Origin of the sequence: Lentzea sp. NPDC102401 (genome assembly GCF_044765805.1) — a bacterium.
GTDB lineage: Bacteria > Actinomycetota > Actinomycetes > Mycobacteriales > Pseudonocardiaceae > Lentzea > Lentzea sokolovensis.
This window is the reverse complement of record NZ_JBIWKS010000008.1, coordinates 128,825-144,433: the sequence shown is the minus strand read 5'-3', so window position 1 is coordinate 144,433 and position 15,609 is coordinate 128,825. Positions and strand designations below refer to the sequence as shown.

General features: G+C 68.6%; 15 protein-coding genes and 1 pseudogene. 4 read left to right on the top strand and 12 right to left on the bottom strand.

The genetic code is table 11. The annotated features are described in order from the left end of the window. Positions 1 to 54 precede the first annotated feature (54 nt). The 5 genes and pseudogenes from ACIRG5_RS27055 to ACIRG5_RS27035 form a co-directional block, all read right to left on the bottom strand. Positions 55 to 582, bottom strand: coding sequence for a DUF742 domain-containing protein (locus ACIRG5_RS27055; protein ID WP_402909325.1), 528 nt, complete (start codon positions 580 to 582; stop codon positions 55 to 57). After that, the gene (locus ACIRG5_RS27050; protein ID WP_319978011.1) at positions 579 to 977 is read right to left on the bottom strand and encodes a roadblock/LC7 domain-containing protein; all 399 of its coding nucleotides are present in this window, start codon (positions 975 to 977) and stop codon (positions 579 to 581) included. Before ACIRG5_RS27050 ends, ACIRG5_RS27055 begins: the two co-directional genes overlap by 4 nt. Continuing rightward, on the bottom strand, positions 974 to 3,079 hold the full coding sequence (locus ACIRG5_RS27045; protein WP_402909321.1) for a nitrate- and nitrite sensing domain-containing protein: 2,106 nt from the start codon (positions 3,077 to 3,079) through the stop codon (positions 974 to 976). The genes ACIRG5_RS27050 and ACIRG5_RS27045 overlap by 4 nt, the downstream gene beginning before the upstream one ends. Continuing rightward, positions 3,079 to 3,204 carry a hypothetical protein gene (locus tag ACIRG5_RS27040; RefSeq protein ID WP_319978009.1) on the bottom strand — a complete coding sequence of 42 codons (126 nt, stop codon included), beginning with the start codon at positions 3,202 to 3,204 and terminating at the stop codon, positions 3,079 to 3,081. Before ACIRG5_RS27040 ends, ACIRG5_RS27045 begins: the two co-directional genes overlap by 1 nt. A 125-nt stretch (positions 3,205 to 3,329) precedes the next feature. After that, a pseudogene (locus tag ACIRG5_RS27035) lies at positions 3,330 to 4,658 on the bottom strand (OFA family MFS transporter); the annotation flags it as partial. 295 nt (positions 4,659 to 4,953) lie between these two features. Here ACIRG5_RS27035 and ACIRG5_RS27030 point away from each other — a divergent pair. Continuing rightward, entirely contained in the window at positions 4,954 to 5,370 is a 417-nt protein-coding gene (locus ACIRG5_RS27030; RefSeq protein ID WP_402909319.1) for a DUF485 domain-containing protein, read from the top strand. A gap of 3 nt (positions 5,371 to 5,373) precedes the next feature. Next, complete coding sequence (locus tag ACIRG5_RS27025) at positions 5,374 to 6,954, top strand: cation acetate symporter (RefSeq protein ID WP_402909316.1); 1,581 nt, start codon at positions 5,374 to 5,376, stop codon at positions 6,952 to 6,954. A 1-nt stretch (position 6,955) separates the two neighbouring features. Here ACIRG5_RS27025 and ACIRG5_RS27020 read toward each other — a convergent pair whose 3' ends face one another. The 4 genes from ACIRG5_RS27020 to ACIRG5_RS27005 all read right to left on the bottom strand — a co-directional run bounded on the left by ACIRG5_RS27020 (position 6,956) and on the right by ACIRG5_RS27005 (position 10,761). Then, positions 6,956 to 8,131, bottom strand: coding sequence for an FAD-dependent monooxygenase (locus ACIRG5_RS27020; protein WP_402909313.1), 1,176 nt, complete (start codon positions 8,129 to 8,131; stop codon positions 6,956 to 6,958). Positions 8,132 to 8,237: 106 nt separating this feature from the next. Continuing rightward, complete coding sequence (locus tag ACIRG5_RS27015; protein WP_402909936.1) at positions 8,238 to 8,888, bottom strand: response regulator; 651 nt, start codon at positions 8,886 to 8,888, stop codon at positions 8,238 to 8,240. After that, complete coding sequence (locus tag ACIRG5_RS27010; protein WP_402909311.1) at positions 8,885 to 10,276, bottom strand: sensor histidine kinase; 1,392 nt, start codon at positions 10,274 to 10,276, stop codon at positions 8,885 to 8,887. Before ACIRG5_RS27010 ends, ACIRG5_RS27015 begins: the two co-directional genes overlap by 4 nt. Next, positions 10,273 to 10,761 (bottom strand): phosphatase PAP2 family protein, encoded by a 489-nt coding sequence (locus ACIRG5_RS27005; protein ID WP_402909308.1) that lies wholly within the window; start codon positions 10,759 to 10,761, stop codon positions 10,273 to 10,275. The genes ACIRG5_RS27010 and ACIRG5_RS27005 overlap by 4 nt, the downstream gene beginning before the upstream one ends. Before the next feature lie 126 nt (positions 10,762 to 10,887). Here ACIRG5_RS27005 and ACIRG5_RS27000 point away from each other — a divergent pair, with 126 nt between their 5' ends. Continuing rightward, positions 10,888 to 12,084: an MFS transporter gene (locus ACIRG5_RS27000; RefSeq protein ID WP_402909305.1), complete on the top strand. Its 1,197-nt coding sequence runs from the start codon at positions 10,888 to 10,890 to the stop codon at positions 12,082 to 12,084. On the opposite strand, the gene ACIRG5_RS26995 is transcribed toward ACIRG5_RS27000, so the two are convergent. Further along, positions 12,015 to 12,584 (bottom strand): DinB family protein, encoded by a 570-nt coding sequence (locus ACIRG5_RS26995; RefSeq protein ID WP_402909302.1) that lies wholly within the window; start codon positions 12,582 to 12,584, stop codon positions 12,015 to 12,017. The genes ACIRG5_RS27000 and ACIRG5_RS26995 overlap by 70 nt on opposite strands. Positions 12,585 to 12,594: 10 nt before the next feature. After that, positions 12,595 to 13,311, bottom strand: a complete 717-nt coding sequence (locus ACIRG5_RS26990; RefSeq protein WP_402909299.1) for a hypothetical protein — start codon at positions 13,309 to 13,311, stop codon at positions 12,595 to 12,597. Between the two features lie 195 nt (positions 13,312 to 13,506). On the opposite strand from ACIRG5_RS26990, the gene ACIRG5_RS26985 reads away from it, so the two are divergent. Further along, positions 13,507 to 14,025: a DinB family protein gene (locus ACIRG5_RS26985; RefSeq protein WP_402909297.1), complete on the top strand. Its 519-nt coding sequence runs from the start codon at positions 13,507 to 13,509 to the stop codon at positions 14,023 to 14,025. Here ACIRG5_RS26985 and ACIRG5_RS26980 read toward each other — a convergent pair whose 3' ends face one another. Beyond that, positions 14,026 to 15,600 carry a sulfatase gene (locus ACIRG5_RS26980; RefSeq protein ID WP_402909933.1) on the bottom strand — a complete coding sequence of 525 codons (1,575 nt, stop codon included), beginning with the start codon at positions 15,598 to 15,600 and terminating at the stop codon, positions 14,026 to 14,028. Between the last annotated feature and the right edge of the window lie 9 nt (positions 15,601 to 15,609).

The window sequence follows — 15,609 nt, the reverse complement described above, 5'->3', positions numbered from 1 at the left end:
TACCCCCAGATAGTCGAGCCACGACCGTATCAGCGGCCGGGCCGTCCCCAGGGGCTAGAGCCTGCGCAGGCCCGCCAGCACGCGTTCGAGCAGCATCCCGTCCGGCCGGTCGCCGCCGTAGGACGACGCCGTCCGGTGCACGTCGATCAGCCCGTGCCCGGCCATGTCGCCGAGCAGCACCTTGGTGACGCCCAGCGGCAGCCCGCGCAGGGCCGCGATCTCCGCCACCGACCGCGGCTGCGAGCACAGGGCCAGCACGTCCTGGTGCTCCGGGCGCACGGCGGTGGCCGAGAACTCGTTCACCGAGACCAGCGTCTCGATCTCCAGGTGCACGTCGGACGTGGTGCGGCCGCCGGTCCACGCGTAGGCGCGCACGATCGAGGACGACGCGTCGTCCTCGATCGACGGCAGCGGCGGGACCGGTTCGAACGGCGCCGTGGCGTACGGGTCCGGCTGCTCCGGCGGCGGTTCCGGCGCACGCTGCGACTTCTTCTTGCCGCGCTTGCGGATCCGTTCGCTGTCGAAGCTGAAACCGCTGATCAGGTCGCCGAAGTTGACCTGATCGTCAGGCTCTCTGCTCATGCCAGCTCTGCCCGCAGTTCCGGCGTGAGCAGCTGGCCCACCTGCCGCACGACCACGGTCATCTCGTACGCGATCTGCGCGACGTCCGCGGAGGACGACGCCAGCACCGCGAGGACCGAGCCGTCGCTGATCGCCGACAGCAGCATCACGCCCCGGTCCATCTGCACGACGGTGCGCACGACCGACTCCCCGGCGAAGCACTTCGACGCGGAGTCGGCGAGCGAGACCACGCCCGCCACGATCGCCGCGAACTGCGGTGCGACCTGCTCGGGCAGCTTCGAGGACGAGATCAACACCAAGCCGTCGGCCGAGATCACCACGGCGTGCTCGATGCCTGGTGTGCGTTCGGCGAAGTTGGTGACCAGCCAGCCGAACTGGTCAACCTGCGTGCTCATCGACTCTCCTGGTGGTCGGGAAGGCCGCGCTGCACACCGCGCTGGAAGGCGTCGAGGAAGCCCCGGGCCGATTCCGGCGTCTGACGTGCGGGTGCGGGGGGAGGCGGCGGTACGGCGGCCGGACTCGTCTGCTGGAACCACGATGCCTGCTGCCGTTCGATCGTCTCCCCTCGGAAAGACTCCCAGGACTCTTCCCGCCTTGGTGCCAGTTCGGCCGGAACCAACACGATCGCGCGAGTCCCTTGGCCCTGTTTGGCGTCCAGACGTACCACGATCTGGTGGCGTGCCGCGAGTCTGCCGACGACGAAAAGTCCCATTTCGCGGAACACCTGGACGTCGACACCCTCCCCCGCGGCCTCCAGGCGCTGGTTCACGCCCTCGAGTGCCTCGGGGTCGATGCCGATGCCCTGGTCGACCACGTCGATCTGCACGATGTCGCCCGCCTCGATGGACGCGCTGATCGAGACCTGGGTGTGCGGCGGCGAGAAGGCCGTCGCGTTGTCGAGAAGTTCGGCCAGCAACCGGACCAGGTCGCTCGCCACGTAACCGACGACCTCGGCGTTCGGTGCCGTGTGCACCATGACCCGCTGGTACTGCTCGATCTCCGCGGCCGCCGCGCGCAGCACGTCGGTGAGCGGGATCGGCTTGTGGAACCGCCGCGCCACGTCGCCGCCGGAGAGCACCATCAGGTTCTCGTTGTTGCGGCGCATGCGGGTGGCGAGGTGGTCGAGCTTGAAGAGGTTCGCGAGCTGGTCCGGGTCCTCCTCGTACTTCTCCAGCTCCTCCATCAGCTTGAGCTGGCGTTCGACGAGACTCTGGCTGCGCCGCGACAGGTTCACGAAGATGTTGCGCATGTTCGCGCGCATGCCGGCCTGTTCGATGACCGACTTGACGGCCTGCTGGTGCACCTCGTCGAACGCGCGTGCCACCTGACCGAACTCCTCGGTGGTGTCCACCGGCACGCGTTCGATCTCGGTGCTGCCGCGTCCGGTCGCGACCATCTCGGGAAGCTTCTCCCAGGCCACGTCGAGCGCGGAGCGGCGCAGCGCGTTCAGCGAACGCAGCAGGTAGCGGCCAACGACGAACCCGATGGTGGCGGCCAGGATGAGGCTGGCGAACAGGATCGCGGACGCCGTTCCGGCCGCGTCGCTGCTCTCGTCGCGCAGGCGGTTCGCGGTGTCGCGCAGGTCGGTCTGCAGACCCTGCACCACGCCGTCCATCGACGTCACGACGGCGCCCGACGCCTTGGTCCAGTCCGCCGCCGCGATCGGCAACGGCCTGGGGCGGTTGTTGCCCGTGTTGTTGTTGCCCGTGTTGTTGCCCGGCGTCGGCGCGTCCGAGGTCGGGTGCAGCACCGCGGCGGCCAGCATCGTGCGCTGGGCCTCGATGTCCGGGCCGTTGAAGTTCTTGCCGTAGGTCTTCAGCTGGTCCGGGGTCGCGAGCGCGGCGAACTCGCCGGCGATGTAGCCGAGCTTGACGTTCGACTCGACCAGCGCCCGCACCTCGGCGGTCGTCAGCTGGCCGCGGGTGAGCCCGGACAGCACGACCGCCTGCTGGTAGAGGACCTGGTCCCGCACGTGCACCACGTGGTGCAGGCCCATCGCCGTGCGCAGCAGCGCGGCGTCGCCGAACTCGCTGGCGATCACCTCGTCGACGTCCAGCAACGACTCGGTGAGCTCGCTGTACGTCTTGATCACGGCGGGGACGTCGTCGGTCCGCTCCCGCAAGGCCGCCAGGTCGCCGATCCTGCCCTGCACGTCGTTCATGCGGGCGGTCACGACCTCGCCGAGCGAGGTCTTCGCGATCTCGTCCCGCAACGCCGCGCGGGCGTCGTCGGTGCGCTTGGTCTGTTCGGCGAGGAGCTGCTGGCCGGCACCTTCGGCGACGATCCGCCGTTCCGCCTGCACGCCCTCGATCACGGGGATCAGGGCGGCGCGGACCTTCACCAGTCGCTGGAGCGCCGCATAGGACTCGGCACGATCAATCTGTGAATTGATCTGCAGTACGCCGGAGCCCACCGCGATGCTGACCGGAACGATCAACACCGCGGCGAGCTTCACCGGCAGGCGCCAGTTGCGCCAGTTGACGAGCGCGTTGAACATCAGACGAAGAGCTTGGCCGCGTTCAGGAAGAGCCTGTACAGGCCGTAGGCGAGCGGCAGGCCCACCCACAGCCACGCACCGATCAGCAGCAACGTGCTCGACCGGTTCTCCAGGGGTGCGCTCACTTCTTCACCACGCCTTCCGCGTCTTCCTTGTCAACAGCCGTCTCGGCAGCGTCGGCGGCCTCGGCTTCGTTCCACTTCGCGACCGTGGCCTCGTCGTCGTCCTTGGACGAGGGCTTCTCGGTCTCCTCGGCGGCCTTCGGCTCGTGGAACTTCGGGTCGACCGGGCGGATCAACTCGTTCGCGACGAAACCGACGACCAGCAGCGCGATCATGATGTAGAACGACGTCGCGTACAAGTCGGGACCGACGTGCCCGGCCTTCTTGCCCGCGTCCGCGATGGCGTTGACGATCAGCGGCCCGAGCACGCCCGCCACCGACCACGCGGTCAGCAGGCGACCGTGGATCGCGCCGACCTGGTAGGTGCCGAACAGGTCGCGCAGGTACGCCGGGACGGTCGCGAAGCCCGCGCCGTAGAACGACAGGATCACCATCGCCGCGATCACGAACAGCGGGGTGCTGGTCGAGCCGACGGTCAGCAGCACCAGGTAGAGCAGTGCGCCGACGCCGAGGTAGAGGCGGTAGATGTTCTTGCGGCCCACGATGTCCGAAGTGGACGACCAGATGAACCGGCCCGCCATGTTCGCGGCGGAGAGCAGCGCGACGAAACCGGTGGCGGCGGTCGCGGCCACGGGCGTCGAGGACTCCTTGAAGAAGTCGACCAGCATCGGCGCGGCCTTCTCCAGGATGCCGATGCCCGCGGTGACGTTGAAGCACAGCACGACCCAGAGCAGCCAGAACTGCGGCGTCTTGATCGCGTTGTTCGCCGAGACGTTGAAGCCGACGGTGGCCTTCGGCTTGTCCTTGAGCAGTGCTTCCTTCTCCGCCGTGAACTCCTTGGAGGGCAGGCGGATCAGCAGCACGCCGACGCTCATGAAGACCGCGTAGGCGATGCCGTGCACGAGGAAGGCCTTGCCGATGCCCGACGTCGAGGTGGCGCCGAACGCGGTCAGCATCGAGGTCGACCACGGCGACGCGATCAACGCACCGCCGCCGAAGCCCATGATCGCGATGCCGGTCGCCATGCCCGGCCGGTCGGGGAACCACTTGATCAGCGTGGACACCGGCGAGATGTAGCCGATGCCGAGACCGATGCCGCCGACGAGGCCGTAGCCCAGGACGACGACCCAGTACTGACCGGCCCACACGCCGGCCGCCGAGATCAGCAGACCGGAGCAGAAGGCGATCAGGGACATCAGCATGGCCCAGCGCGGGCCCCTGCGCTCGACCGTCGTGCCGAGCACCGCGGCGGAGAGCCCGAGCATCACAATGCCGAGCTGGAACGGCAGCGCGGACTGCGTTCCGGTGATGCCGAGTGTTTTCTCCAGCGGAGTCTTGAAGACGCTCCAGGCGTAGGCCTGACCAATGGAGAGATGAATCGCCAGTGCTGCGGGCGGAACGAGCCAGCGGTTCCATCCGGGAGGCGCGACCTGACGTTCGCGCGCTAAGAACCCCACTTTATCCCCAACCGTCACCAATACGCGGACCGATCGATCCTAGGCCAGCTGCACACGTGCGACAACGGGCTTGACCAAGGCTTCAGGTGTTGCACACGACGCAACCTCGGACTCTCCACTTGAGACAAAGCCCGGGACGTACCATTTGAGACGAATGGCGTCCGGTTTACAGTCCGGTTTCAGTCCGATGACTGCCCGGCATTGGTCCTGTTTCGTCCGTTTCCGGGAGGTCCGCGACGTTGACTGCACACGTGAGAGCGCTACAGTGAGCGCCGCACACGAGGGGCAGGGGTACATGACCAAGGCGATGAGGTCGCCTGGCGAAGCGCAGCACGAGTACCGGGAAATCCGGGGTTTCGCGTCGTTCGACGACCCCGAGACTTTGTCGTACGTCGATTCCGACGGCAACCCGAAGTACGAGCTGATTCGGCAGACCGACGAATTCCGCGTCCTGCGCCGGCGACTCACGACGTTCATCTTCCCGATGACGGCGCTTTTCCTCTCGTCGTACCTGACCTTCGTACTGCTGTCCGCGTACGCGAAAGACTTCGTCAGCACCAAGGTGATCGGGGTGATCAACCTCGGGATCCTGCTGGGCCTCGGACAGTTTGTGACTTCGATCATCATCACGCTCGGTTATGCCCGTTACGCAAAGCGACGGCTTGACCCGCAGCGTCAATTGCTCGCAGAGATGACAGGCGTCGAGGAGTAAGGCATGCCCACCACCGGCAACCCGGTGCTGAACCTCAGCGTCTTCGCGGTGTTCGTCCTGATCACCCTTTACATCGTCTACCGCTTCAGCAGCCGGAACGTGACGGCGTCGGACTACTACGCCGCCGGCAGCTCGTTCACCGGCGCCCAGAACGGCGTGGCGCTGTCCGGTGACTTCCTGTCCGCCGCGTCGTTCCTCGGCATCTCCGGCGGTATCGCGGCGCACGGCTACGACGGGTTCCTCTACTCCGTCGGCTGGGTCGTCGCGTGGCTCGTCGGCCTGCTGCTGATCGCGGAGGGCCTGCGCAACACCGGCCGCTTCACCGTCGGCGACGTGCTGGCGTTCCGGATGAGGCAGCGCCCGGTGCGCGCCGCCGCGGCGAACGCGACGCTGGTGATCTCGTTCTTCTACATGATCGCGCAGATGGCGGGCGCCGGCGGCCTGATCGCGTTGCTGCTCAACGTGACCTCGAAGTGGGGCCAGGCGATCCTGATCGCGCTGGTCGGCATGGTCATGGTGCTCTACGTGCTGCTGGGCGGCATGAAGGGCACGACCTGGGTGCAGATCATCAAGGCCGTCCTGCTGCTGCTCTGCGTGACGCTGATGAGCGTGTTCCTGCTGGGCAAGTTCGGTTTCAGCCTGTCGGCGATCATGCAGCAGGCCACCGAGAACAACAAGCTCGGCGAGGCCGTCCTCGACCCCGGCGCGAAGTACGGCTTCAGCGCGATGTCCAAACTGGACTTCGTCTCGCTGGCGCTGTCGCTGGTGCTGGGCATCGCGTCCCTGCCGCACGTGCTGATGCGCTTCTACACCGTGCCGAACGCCTCCGAGGCCCGTCGCTCGGTCGTGTGGGCGACCTGGACGATGGTCATCTTCTACCTGTGCACGCTGGTGATCGGCTTCGGCGCGATGGCACTGGTCGGCACGGACAAGATCGCCGCGGCACCGGGTGGCGAGAACTCGGCGGCGCCGCTGCTCGCGTTCGAGATCGGGGGCGCGGTGCTGCTCGGCATCGTGTCCGCCGTCGCGTTCGCCACGATCCTCGCGGTCGTCGCGGGCCTGACCCTGGCGGCCTCCGCCTCGTTCGCCCACGACGTCTACGCGAACGTGATCAAGCGCGGCAACGCCGAGCCGCGCAGGGAGATCAGGGTCGCCCGGTTGACAGCGGTCGTCGTCGGCATCCTGTCGATCATCGGCGGCATCGCGGCGAACGGGCAGAACGTCGCGTTCCTCGTGTCGCTGGCGCTCGCGCTGGCCGCCTCGGCGAACCTGTCGACGATCCTCTACACGATCTTCTGGCGGCGCTTCAACACCACCGGCACGTTGTGGAGCATCTACGGCGGCCTGGGCTCGTGCCTGATGCTGATCATCTTCTCGCCGGTGATGTCCGGCGCGAAGACGTCGATCTTCCCGGACATCGACTTCGCGTGGTTCCCGCTCGGCAACCCCGGTCTGGTGTCGATCCCGTTCTCGTTCCTCTGCGGGTTCCTCGCCACGATCTTCTCGAAGCGCGAGCCGGAGATGACCGCCAAGGCAGCGGAGATGGAGGTGCGGGCGATCTCCGGCATCGGCGCCCGCACCTGATTCAGCCCGCGTAGTCCGGCAGTTCGGCACCGTTGATCGCACGGTCGACGATCGCCATGAGCGCGTCCATGTCCGGCTCCGGGGCCGCCTCGGCGTCCGGATCCGGAACGGCGCGGCTCGCCACGTGCAACCGGCCGATCTCCTGGTTGGCCTCGACGAACGGGCGCATCCGCTCCTCGTAGCCGGCGAACCCGGCCTTGGGGTCCCAGTCGGCGGCGGCCAGTTCCCCTGCCAGCAGGTAGGCGCCGACCAGGGCCAGTCCGGTGCCTCCGCCGGACATCGGTGACGAGCTGAACGCGGCGTCGCCGATCAGCCCGACCCGTCCGTCCGACCAGCGGTCCATCACGACCTGGGCGACCTGGTCGAGGTAGAAGTCCTGGCTGTCTCCGACGTGGGCGAGGATGCGCGGCGCCAGCCAGCCCAGCCCGTCCGCCTGCTCACGCAGCAGGCGTTTCTGGCCCTCGATGTCGCGGTGGTCGACGTCGAAGTCGGCCGCCGGGAACGAGAACATCGCCATCGCCTTGGTGGCGTCCTTGAGCGGCCGCAGCCCGGCGGAGCGCCCGGTCACCTGGTCCTGGTGGTCGATCATCCAGCCGTCCACGCCGAACTCGTTGGGCACGGTGCAGAAGGCCAGCACGAGTCCGAGGTGGCGCACGTACTTCTCGCGTGGCCCGAAGACCATCGAGCGCAACGCCGAGTGCAGCCCGTCGGCGCCGACCACCAGGTCGAAGCGCCGCCGCCCGCCGCTCGCGAAGGTCACGTCGACGCCGTCCGCGTCCTGGGTGAGCTCGGCGATCCGGTCGCCGAAGACGTACTCGACGCCGTCGCGGGTGTCGTCGTAGAGCACCTGCGACAGGTCTCCGCGCAGGATCTCGATGTCCGCGATGTACCCGTCACCGCCGTCGTCGTCGGCGCGGTAGGTCTCCAGCACGGTCCCGTCGACGTCCACGGTGTACGCGCCGACCGTGTCGGTGCAGGCCGCGCGCACCTGCGCGTCCAGTCCCATCCGCGCGATGACCTCCTTGGCCACCCCGCGCGCGTCCACCGCCTGACCGCCGGGACGCAACCCTGGAGCCCGTTCCACCACGGTCACCTCGGCTCCCCGCCGCCGCAACCAGTGGGCCAGCGCGGGTCCCGCGATGCTCGCCCCTGCCACCAGTACCTTGATCCCGCTCACCACGGCCCCCATTCGCCCGTCCGATGACGGTCCGGAGTGTACGGTGACCTGCGGCACATTCGAGTGATTTCGCTTGTGCCGCAAGAACATTCAGCCCACATCGGACTTATCCGGCAGGGATGATCCCGGACTCGTGAGCGATGATCGCGGCCTGCACGCGGTTGCGGACGCCGAGCTGGCGGAAGATCGTGCTCACGTAGACCTTCACGGTGCCCTCGACGACGTGGATGCGGGCCGCGATCTCCGCGTTGGACAGGCCGGCGCCGACCAGGCCGAGCACCTCGCGCTCCCGTGCGGTGAGCACCTCGATCCGTTGCGTCGCAAGCGGTCGCGGGTGTGCGCGGGAGAGCTGGTCCACGACTCGCTTGGCCACCACGGGAGACAGGAACGCGCCGCCGCTCGCGACCGCGCGGACGCCCGAGATGATCTCCTGCGGGTCGCCGGTCTTCAGCACGAACCCGGCCGCGCCCTCCCCCAGCGCCCGGCTGATGTACGCGTCCTCCGCGAACGTCGTCAGCACCAGCGTCTTCGTGCCCGGATGGCACTCGCGGATCACCTTGGCCGCGTCCAGCCCGTCGAACACGGGCATGCGGATGTCGAGCACGGCGACGTCGGGCCGGTGCCGGGCGACGAGGTCGATCGCCTCGCTGCCGTTCTCCGCCTCCGCGACCACCTCGACGTCCCCGGCGGTCGCGAGCACGGCCTTCACGCCGAACCTGACCACCGGCTCGTCGTCCGCGAGCACGACCCTGATCAACCGGTCCTCCTGGCGAGCCACTGCTTGGACACGAGCCGATCATCCCGGAAGCACAGTTGGTGCAGGTCGTGGCGGTCGCCGTCGAACGGGTTGGGGTGCGTGCTGTAGTAGCGGCACTCGGTGCCGGGCGGCGCGGTGACGCCGAGCGGGTTGTCGACGCGGGTGCGCAGCGGCAGATCCATGTCGTCCTCGTTCTGCCCGAGTTGTGCCCGTTCGAACTGCTGCGGTGTGAGAACGGACGTCACCGCGTCGAACACCATGTAGCCCGGCACCCCGATCGCGATTCCAACGCACACGGCCGATGTGATCAGCACGGTCCTGCGAGCACTCTTGCGGAGTTCTTTCTCGGTGCGTTCGCGACGCACGTGCGTGGGTGTGTTCCGCGCACGCGGGCGTTCCGGGAGCTTCGCCCTGACCTCGAACCCGCCGTCGTCCGAGGGCGCCGCCTCGAACCAGCCGCCGACCAGCGCGACGCGTTCGGCCAGGCCCACCAGTCCCTTGCCGCTGCCGACCGCGTGGGTCTTCGGCGCCGGGCCGTTCGTGATCCGCAGTTCGAGGTTCGCGGTCAGGCTCACCGTGACCTTCGCGCCGGGGGCGTGCTTGATCACGTTCGTCAGCGCCTCCGCGGCCACCCGGTGCACGGTGCGCGCGATGATGCCGTCGATCGGCGTCGTGCGGTCGTTGGTGAGTTCGGCGTCGAGTCCGCTTCTGGCAACGACCTCCTCGATCGTCGCGACGGGTTCGTCCTCGTCGGCCCGCAGCACCTGCATGACGTCGGCCAGCCGTTCCGCGGCGGCCGTGACGCTGGCGCGGGCCGTCTTGGCGGCCTCGCGTTGCTGTGCGGTGAGCGTCGGTTCCAGTTCCAGCGCACCGGTCAGCAGCGCGGCCCGTGCGAGTTCGTGGCCCACCAGGTCGTGCATCTCGCCCGCGAGCCGGGCCCGTTCGGCGTTACGCGCGTTGTCGACGTCCCGTTCCAGCAAGGAGGCGAGCTCCCAGCCGACCTCCCGCAGTTCCCAGTACCGGCGGCGGAACCGGCCGAAGGCCCAGGGTATGACGCCGAGCACGCCGACGCCGGAGGTCACGGCGAGCGCGGTGTCGGAGCCGCCGCGCTCGGTCAGGGCCACGACGACGCCCGCGATCTCGGCGACGGTCAGGGCGATCGCGCCCGGCCGCGGATCCGGGGCGTGGCGTCCGGCGAGAAAGCTGACCAGCGCCAGCGCGGGAGCGAGCGCGACCACCCGGACGTCGAACTCCACGCTCACCAGGTAGCAGACGAGCCAGGCTCCCAGTGCGATCCCCAGAGCCACCGCGGGCCTGTCGCGCACCAGGAAGAAGGCCGCGCCGAACAGGACCAGGTAGAGCAGGACCTCCCACACGGCGACCATCATCGCAGTCGCTGCATCACCACGGTCGGCGCGTCGGCGTTGGTCACCGCCCTGCGCTGCCGCTTCTCCAGCAGCACCGCGATCCCCCACGACACCAACGCTCCGAGCGCCAGCCCGGCCATGACGTCGTGTACATAGTGGACACCCACGATGACGCGCGACGACGCCGCCGCGATCGCGCACACAGCCGCCACCCAGCCGTAGGTCCGGTGCAACGCCCAGATCGCCATCGCGGACGCGCCGGCGATCACCGAGTGGTTGCTGGGGAACGACCAGTCGCCCGGCACCGGGCACTCCGCGATCGACGGCGTCGTGCGGCAGGGCCGTTCCTCCTGCACGACGAGCTTGACGACCTCGCTGATCGCGTAGGCCACCACCACACCGGCTCCAGCGAGGAACGCACGCAGCCTGTGCTTGAACCACAGCAGCAAGAACATCAACGCGAACACACCGAGCACCGCGTCGGTGCCCACAGTCAGCCAAGTCACCCAGCCGAACCTACGAAGGCCGCGGCGTGAGCGCCCCTGCCGTTCGGAACCGATCGGACCTAACTTTCGACAAGGACCGCGCAGTCCACCATCGGCGTCCTGACCGGGACGGCTCCTGCTGCGCCGGTGGCCGGAGCGTGGAAGATTCACGGCACGATTCCGTGGCGGACCACGCTCGCGGCCGTGCTGGGAGGTCTGCGGATGAGACGGGCGGCCATCGCACTCGTCCAGGTCCTCGGCCTGGCCGTGTGGTTCTCGATGTCCGCCGTCGTTCCTTCCCTGCGGGTCGAGTGGGGCATCAGCGCGGGCGCGGCGGTGTGGCTGACCGCGTCCGTGCAGCTCGGGTTCGTCGTGGGCGCGGTCGGGGCCACGGTGCTCAACCTGGCCGACCGCGTCCGCCCGCACCTGCTGATCGCCTGCTGCGCGGCGGCCGGTGCGGCGTTCACGCTGGTGCTCGGGCTGTTCGTGGACGGGCTGGCCGCCGCGATCCCGTTGCGGTTCCTCACCGGGGTGGCGCTCGCGGGCGTCTACCCGGTGGGCATGAAGCTGATGGCGTCGTGGTCGGAGACCCGCACCCGCGGCCGTGCCCTGGGCGTGCTGATCGGAGCGCTGACCCTGGGGTCGGCGCTTCCTCACGTGTTCGGGCGGCTGCCGTGGCGCGAGGTGCTCGTCGCTGCCGCGCTGATCGCGTTTCTCGGTGCCGTGGTCGCGCTTGCGTTCGTGCGGCCGGGTCCGTTCGTGAGTGGGACGACCACGCAGCTCAACCCGCGCTACGCCGTGCAGATGTTCCGCGAGCGCAAGCCCCGGCTGGTGAACCTCGGCTACTTCGGCCACATGTGGGAGCTGTACGCGCTGTGGACGTGGCTGCCGACGTTCCTGCTGAGCTCCGGGGAACCCGTCGGCCTCACCGTGTTCCTGACGATGGGCGTGGCGGGGTTCGCCGGCTGTCTCGCGGGCGGCTGGGCGGCGGACCGGTTCGGCCGCGCGCCCGCCGCCGTGGGAGCCCTGACGGTGAGCGGACTGTGTTGCCTGCTCTCGCCACTGGCCTGGGGAACACCGCTGCTGATCGCGTTCTGCGCGGTGTGGGGCGCGTCGGTGATCGCGGACTCCGGGGTGTTCTCGGCGTCGCTGAGCGAGGTCGCCGACCCGCGCTACGTCGGGACGGCCCTCACCGCGCTGACCGCCGTCGGGTTCGGCCTGACGGTGGTCAGCATCCAGCTCGTTCCGCTGCTCGCCGAGGTCGTGACCTGGCGTTACGCGTTCCTGCTGCTCGTGCCCGGCCCGGTGGTCGGCGCGCTCGCCATGCTCAGGACCAGGTCGTAGTAGCCGTCGGGGTTGTCCGCGCCGGACCGCCCGTCGATGAGCTCCCGCACGACGTCGCAGTGCCCGGCGTGCTGCGCGGTCTCCGCCGTGACGCGGACGAGCAGGTGCCCGAACGTGGTCTGCCGCTTGTGCTCGGCCCACCACGCCACCTCCGCCGGCGCGTCCAGCGGCAGTTCCGCGATCGAGGAGTCCGAGTGCTTCCAGGCTGCGCGGTACAGGTCGACGAGGTACTCACGGCTCTCGGTGGGCTTGGCCCACATGTCGCCGTTCTCCCAGACCGAGCCGTCCTCGTTCCACGGCAGGGTGACCGGCGCGGGACGACCCGCGCTGTCGCCGAGGTAGCCGAACTCGATGCCGATCAGGTGCTTCACCAGGCCGAGCAGGTTGGTGCCGCTGGGCACGAGCGGGCGCCGGACGTCGTACTCGCCCAGTCCGTCCAAAGAGGACACGATCGAGTCGCGGGAAGCCTGTAGGTAGCGCTGGAGGTCCTCGGCAATCATGACACCGACACTAACGTTGCACGGCGACGACTTCCTCCGGTTTCGCCACGGTCTCCTGTGGAGGCCGCAGCACGTCCGGTGCGGTGCCCCACTGGCTGTACACGGCGGTGAGACGCGCCTGCTGCCTGTCGGGTGACGGCATGCTCTGCTCGACCCGGACCACCCGGTTCTCGTCGTCCACCTCGACGACGAGCCGGACGTCGCCGTTCGCGTAGCCACCCGAGTGCGGCACCCCGCCCGCGCTGAACACGTACCGGTCGCCGTCCCGTTCGGTGAGGCGGAGCGTGTCGCGGTCGATGTCGCTGAACAGGTTGCCGGGGTGGTAGTCCTTCGTGGCCATCGACAGGTCGCTGGAGTACGGCCCGACCCAGGGCGCGTCGTTGAGTCCCATGCTGGAGAACGTCTTCCCCTGCGGCATCGTGAGCCCGCTGTGCCGCAGGTAGCCGTCGTCGCCCACGGTCACCCAGCGGTAGTCGGTGGTGCGGTACCTGTTCTCGATGTGCGCGGTCACGTCTTCCTGCGTGGTGGCGCCGGCGCTGCCGACGTGGTGCACGCCCGCGTAGGTCTGCCTGCGCGGATCCTTGCCGTCGACCTCGATCCTGACGTCGAACCGCACCGACCCCTGTCGCTGGGCGATCTGCCGCCACTCCTGGAGCAGGGCCACCGGATCCGCCGGCGTGGTCGAGCACGCGGTCAGCACGAGAAGCAGGGCCAGGGCCAGACGCATCCCGCGAGTCTGGTCGATCTCCGGTACCGACCATCTCACTTTCGACGGATTCACGGACAGTGACCACAGGTCAGCCGCGTACCGCTTGAACGGCGCTCAAGTTTCGCTGGAGCGGCCCATCGTCTAGGACACAAGCTGACCTCAAGTGGTCCTAGAGTCCTTCATGTCGGGACAAACGAACGAAGGACAGAAGCGATGACCACCACCGAGATCCTCACCGGCGAGCGCGCGGACCTCCTCGAGACCCTCAAGCAGCACCGCTGGTTCCTGACGTTCACGGCCCAGGGTCTGAGCGACGAGCAGGCGGCGTCGAGCCCGACGGCCAGCGCGCTGAGCATCGGCGGCCTGATCAAGCACGTCGCGTCGGTCGAGGAGAACTGGGTCAAGTTCATCGAGCAGGGCACCTCCGCGATGGAGGCCGACCCCGAGTCGGAGGCCTACGAGAACCACGAAGCGAACTTCAAGATGGCGCCCGGCGAGACGCTGGAGAGCATCATCGCCCGCTACAACGAGATCGCGGCCCACACCGACAAGCTGGTCGAGACGGTCGACATGGACCTCTCGCACCCGCTGCCGTCCGCGCCGTGGTTCCCCGAGGGCAAGACGTGGTCGGCGCGGCGCGTGTTCGTGCACATCGTCGCCGAGACCTCGCAGCACGCGGGCCACGCGGACATCATCCGCGAGACGATCGACGGTCAGAAGACCATGGGCTGATCACGCCTTGGGCGGGCTGAAGGTCGAGAGGAACTGGTCCCGGAAGTCGCTCATCCGCGACACCGGGGCCGACCCTCCCGGCTTGATCCCGTCGTCCCACTTCCAGTCCTGGACCTCGGCCATCACGGCCGGGTCCTTGGCGACGATGGTGATCGGCACGTCCCGCGACGCACCTTCGCCGGTCACCATCTGCGCGGGCTGGTGGTCGCCGAGGAACACCATCACCAGGTTCTCGTCGCCGTACTTCTCGATGTAGGAGAGCACGGACTCCAGCGAGTACGAGATGGAGTGCGCGTAGTCGGCGCGCACGGCCGCCGGGTCGCGGCCGAAGATCGACTCCGGCGGGTCGTTCGAAGCGGGCATGGTCGAGTAGATCGAGCCGTCGCCGAGCTTGTCCCACTCCACGGAGTCCGGCGTCGGGGACCACGGCGCGTGCGAGGACACCATCGGGATCGCCGCCATCACCGGGCCGTGGGCCTTCGAGCGCTCGTTGCGTTGGAACGACTCCAAGGTGAACTGGTCGGGTGTCGTGGCGTAGCCGAAGCGCGGACCCTTGTAGCCGAGGTCCTGGGCGGCGTAGATCTGGTTGTAGTGGAAGAAGTCGCCTTCCGGCCACGCCTGCGTGATGCCGGGGACGACACCGACCGAGCGCCACGACGACTCGCGGAACGCCCTCGGCAGCGTCAGCCGGTCGGACGCCACGAGGTTGCGGTAGCGCTGCTGGTTGTCGATCCACAGCCCGGACAGCAACGTCGCCTGCGCCATCCAGCTGCCACCGCCCGCGGTCGGCGAGGTCAGGTAGGCGGAGCGAGCCGAGTAACCGGCCGCCTTCAGCCGTGAGTTGCCATCAGCCAGCTTCGACGCGACGTCCGGCATGTCGAGGGCGGATTTGCCGTAGCTCTCCACGAAAGTGAAGACGACGTCTTTGCCCTGCAACGAGGACAGCAGCCCGGGATGCCCGCGGAACGCGTCGACCGAGGCCTCCGCCGCGAACACCTCCTTGTCGTTCAGACCGGCCTGCACGCGGCGCGCGTGATCTACCAGCGAGGTGGCGGCGGCGTCCGAGTAGACCGGAACCCCTGGCACGGCAAGCGAAACACAGGCGACCGCGAGCAGAGCCACCGCACGGATCGCGGTCGGGCGCCGTCCGGCGGCGACCGAACTGAGGCGCTGCACCGAGATAGCCGCGACGAACACGATTCCGGCGACCAGTGCGACCGCGAGAGCGACGGCCAGGACGGAGGCGAAGCGACCGAACGTCACGTCCACGAAGTCGATGGCGGGTACCAGCAGCGGCCAGTCCAGCACGAGGTCGAACGGCCGGTACAACACCATGTCGAAGCCGATGTCCATGATCTTCACGACCGTGAACAGGCCCAGCGCGACGCCGCCGGCGATGGCCGCGGGCTTGCGGAACCGGTCCGGCAGCAGCACCAGCACCAGCACGCCGATGAGGCCTTCGAGCGGCACCCGCAGGAACGCCTCGAAGGAGAACTTCTCGAGGTCGCTCGGTGCGATGAGCACGAACAACACGAACAGCCCTGCCAGGACCGTGGCCGTCCGCCGCAGCAACATCCTCACCGA

Coding starts and splice junctions, on each gene's coding strand:
- ACIRG5_RS27055 (WP_402909325.1), bottom strand. CDS start 582: ATGAGCAGAGAGCCTGACGATCAGGTCAACTTCGGCGACCTGATCAGC.
- ACIRG5_RS27050 (WP_319978011.1), bottom strand. CDS start 977: ATGAGCACGCAGGTTGACCAGTTCGGCTGGCTGGTCACCAACTTCGCC.
- ACIRG5_RS27045 (WP_402909321.1), bottom strand. CDS start 3,079: ATGTTCAACGCGCTCGTCAACTGGCGCAACTGGCGCCTGCCGGTGAAG.
- ACIRG5_RS27030 (WP_402909319.1), top strand. CDS start 4,954: ATGACCAAGGCGATGAGGTCGCCTGGCGAAGCGCAGCACGAGTACCGG.
- ACIRG5_RS27025 (WP_402909316.1), top strand. CDS start 5,374: ATGCCCACCACCGGCAACCCGGTGCTGAACCTCAGCGTCTTCGCGGTG.
- ACIRG5_RS27010 (WP_402909311.1), bottom strand. CDS start 10,276: ATGATGGTCGCCGTGTGGGAGGTCCTGCTCTACCTGGTCCTGTTCGGC.
- ACIRG5_RS26995 (WP_402909302.1), bottom strand. CDS start 12,584: ATGATTGCCGAGGACCTCCAGCGCTACCTACAGGCTTCCCGCGACTCG.
- ACIRG5_RS26990 (WP_402909299.1), bottom strand. CDS start 13,311: ATGCGTCTGGCCCTGGCCCTGCTTCTCGTGCTGACCGCGTGCTCGACC.
- ACIRG5_RS26985 (WP_402909297.1), top strand. CDS start 13,507: ATGACCACCACCGAGATCCTCACCGGCGAGCGCGCGGACCTCCTCGAG.
- ACIRG5_RS26980 (WP_402909933.1), bottom strand. CDS start 15,600: ATGTTGCTGCGGCGGACGGCCACGGTCCTGGCAGGGCTGTTCGTGTTG.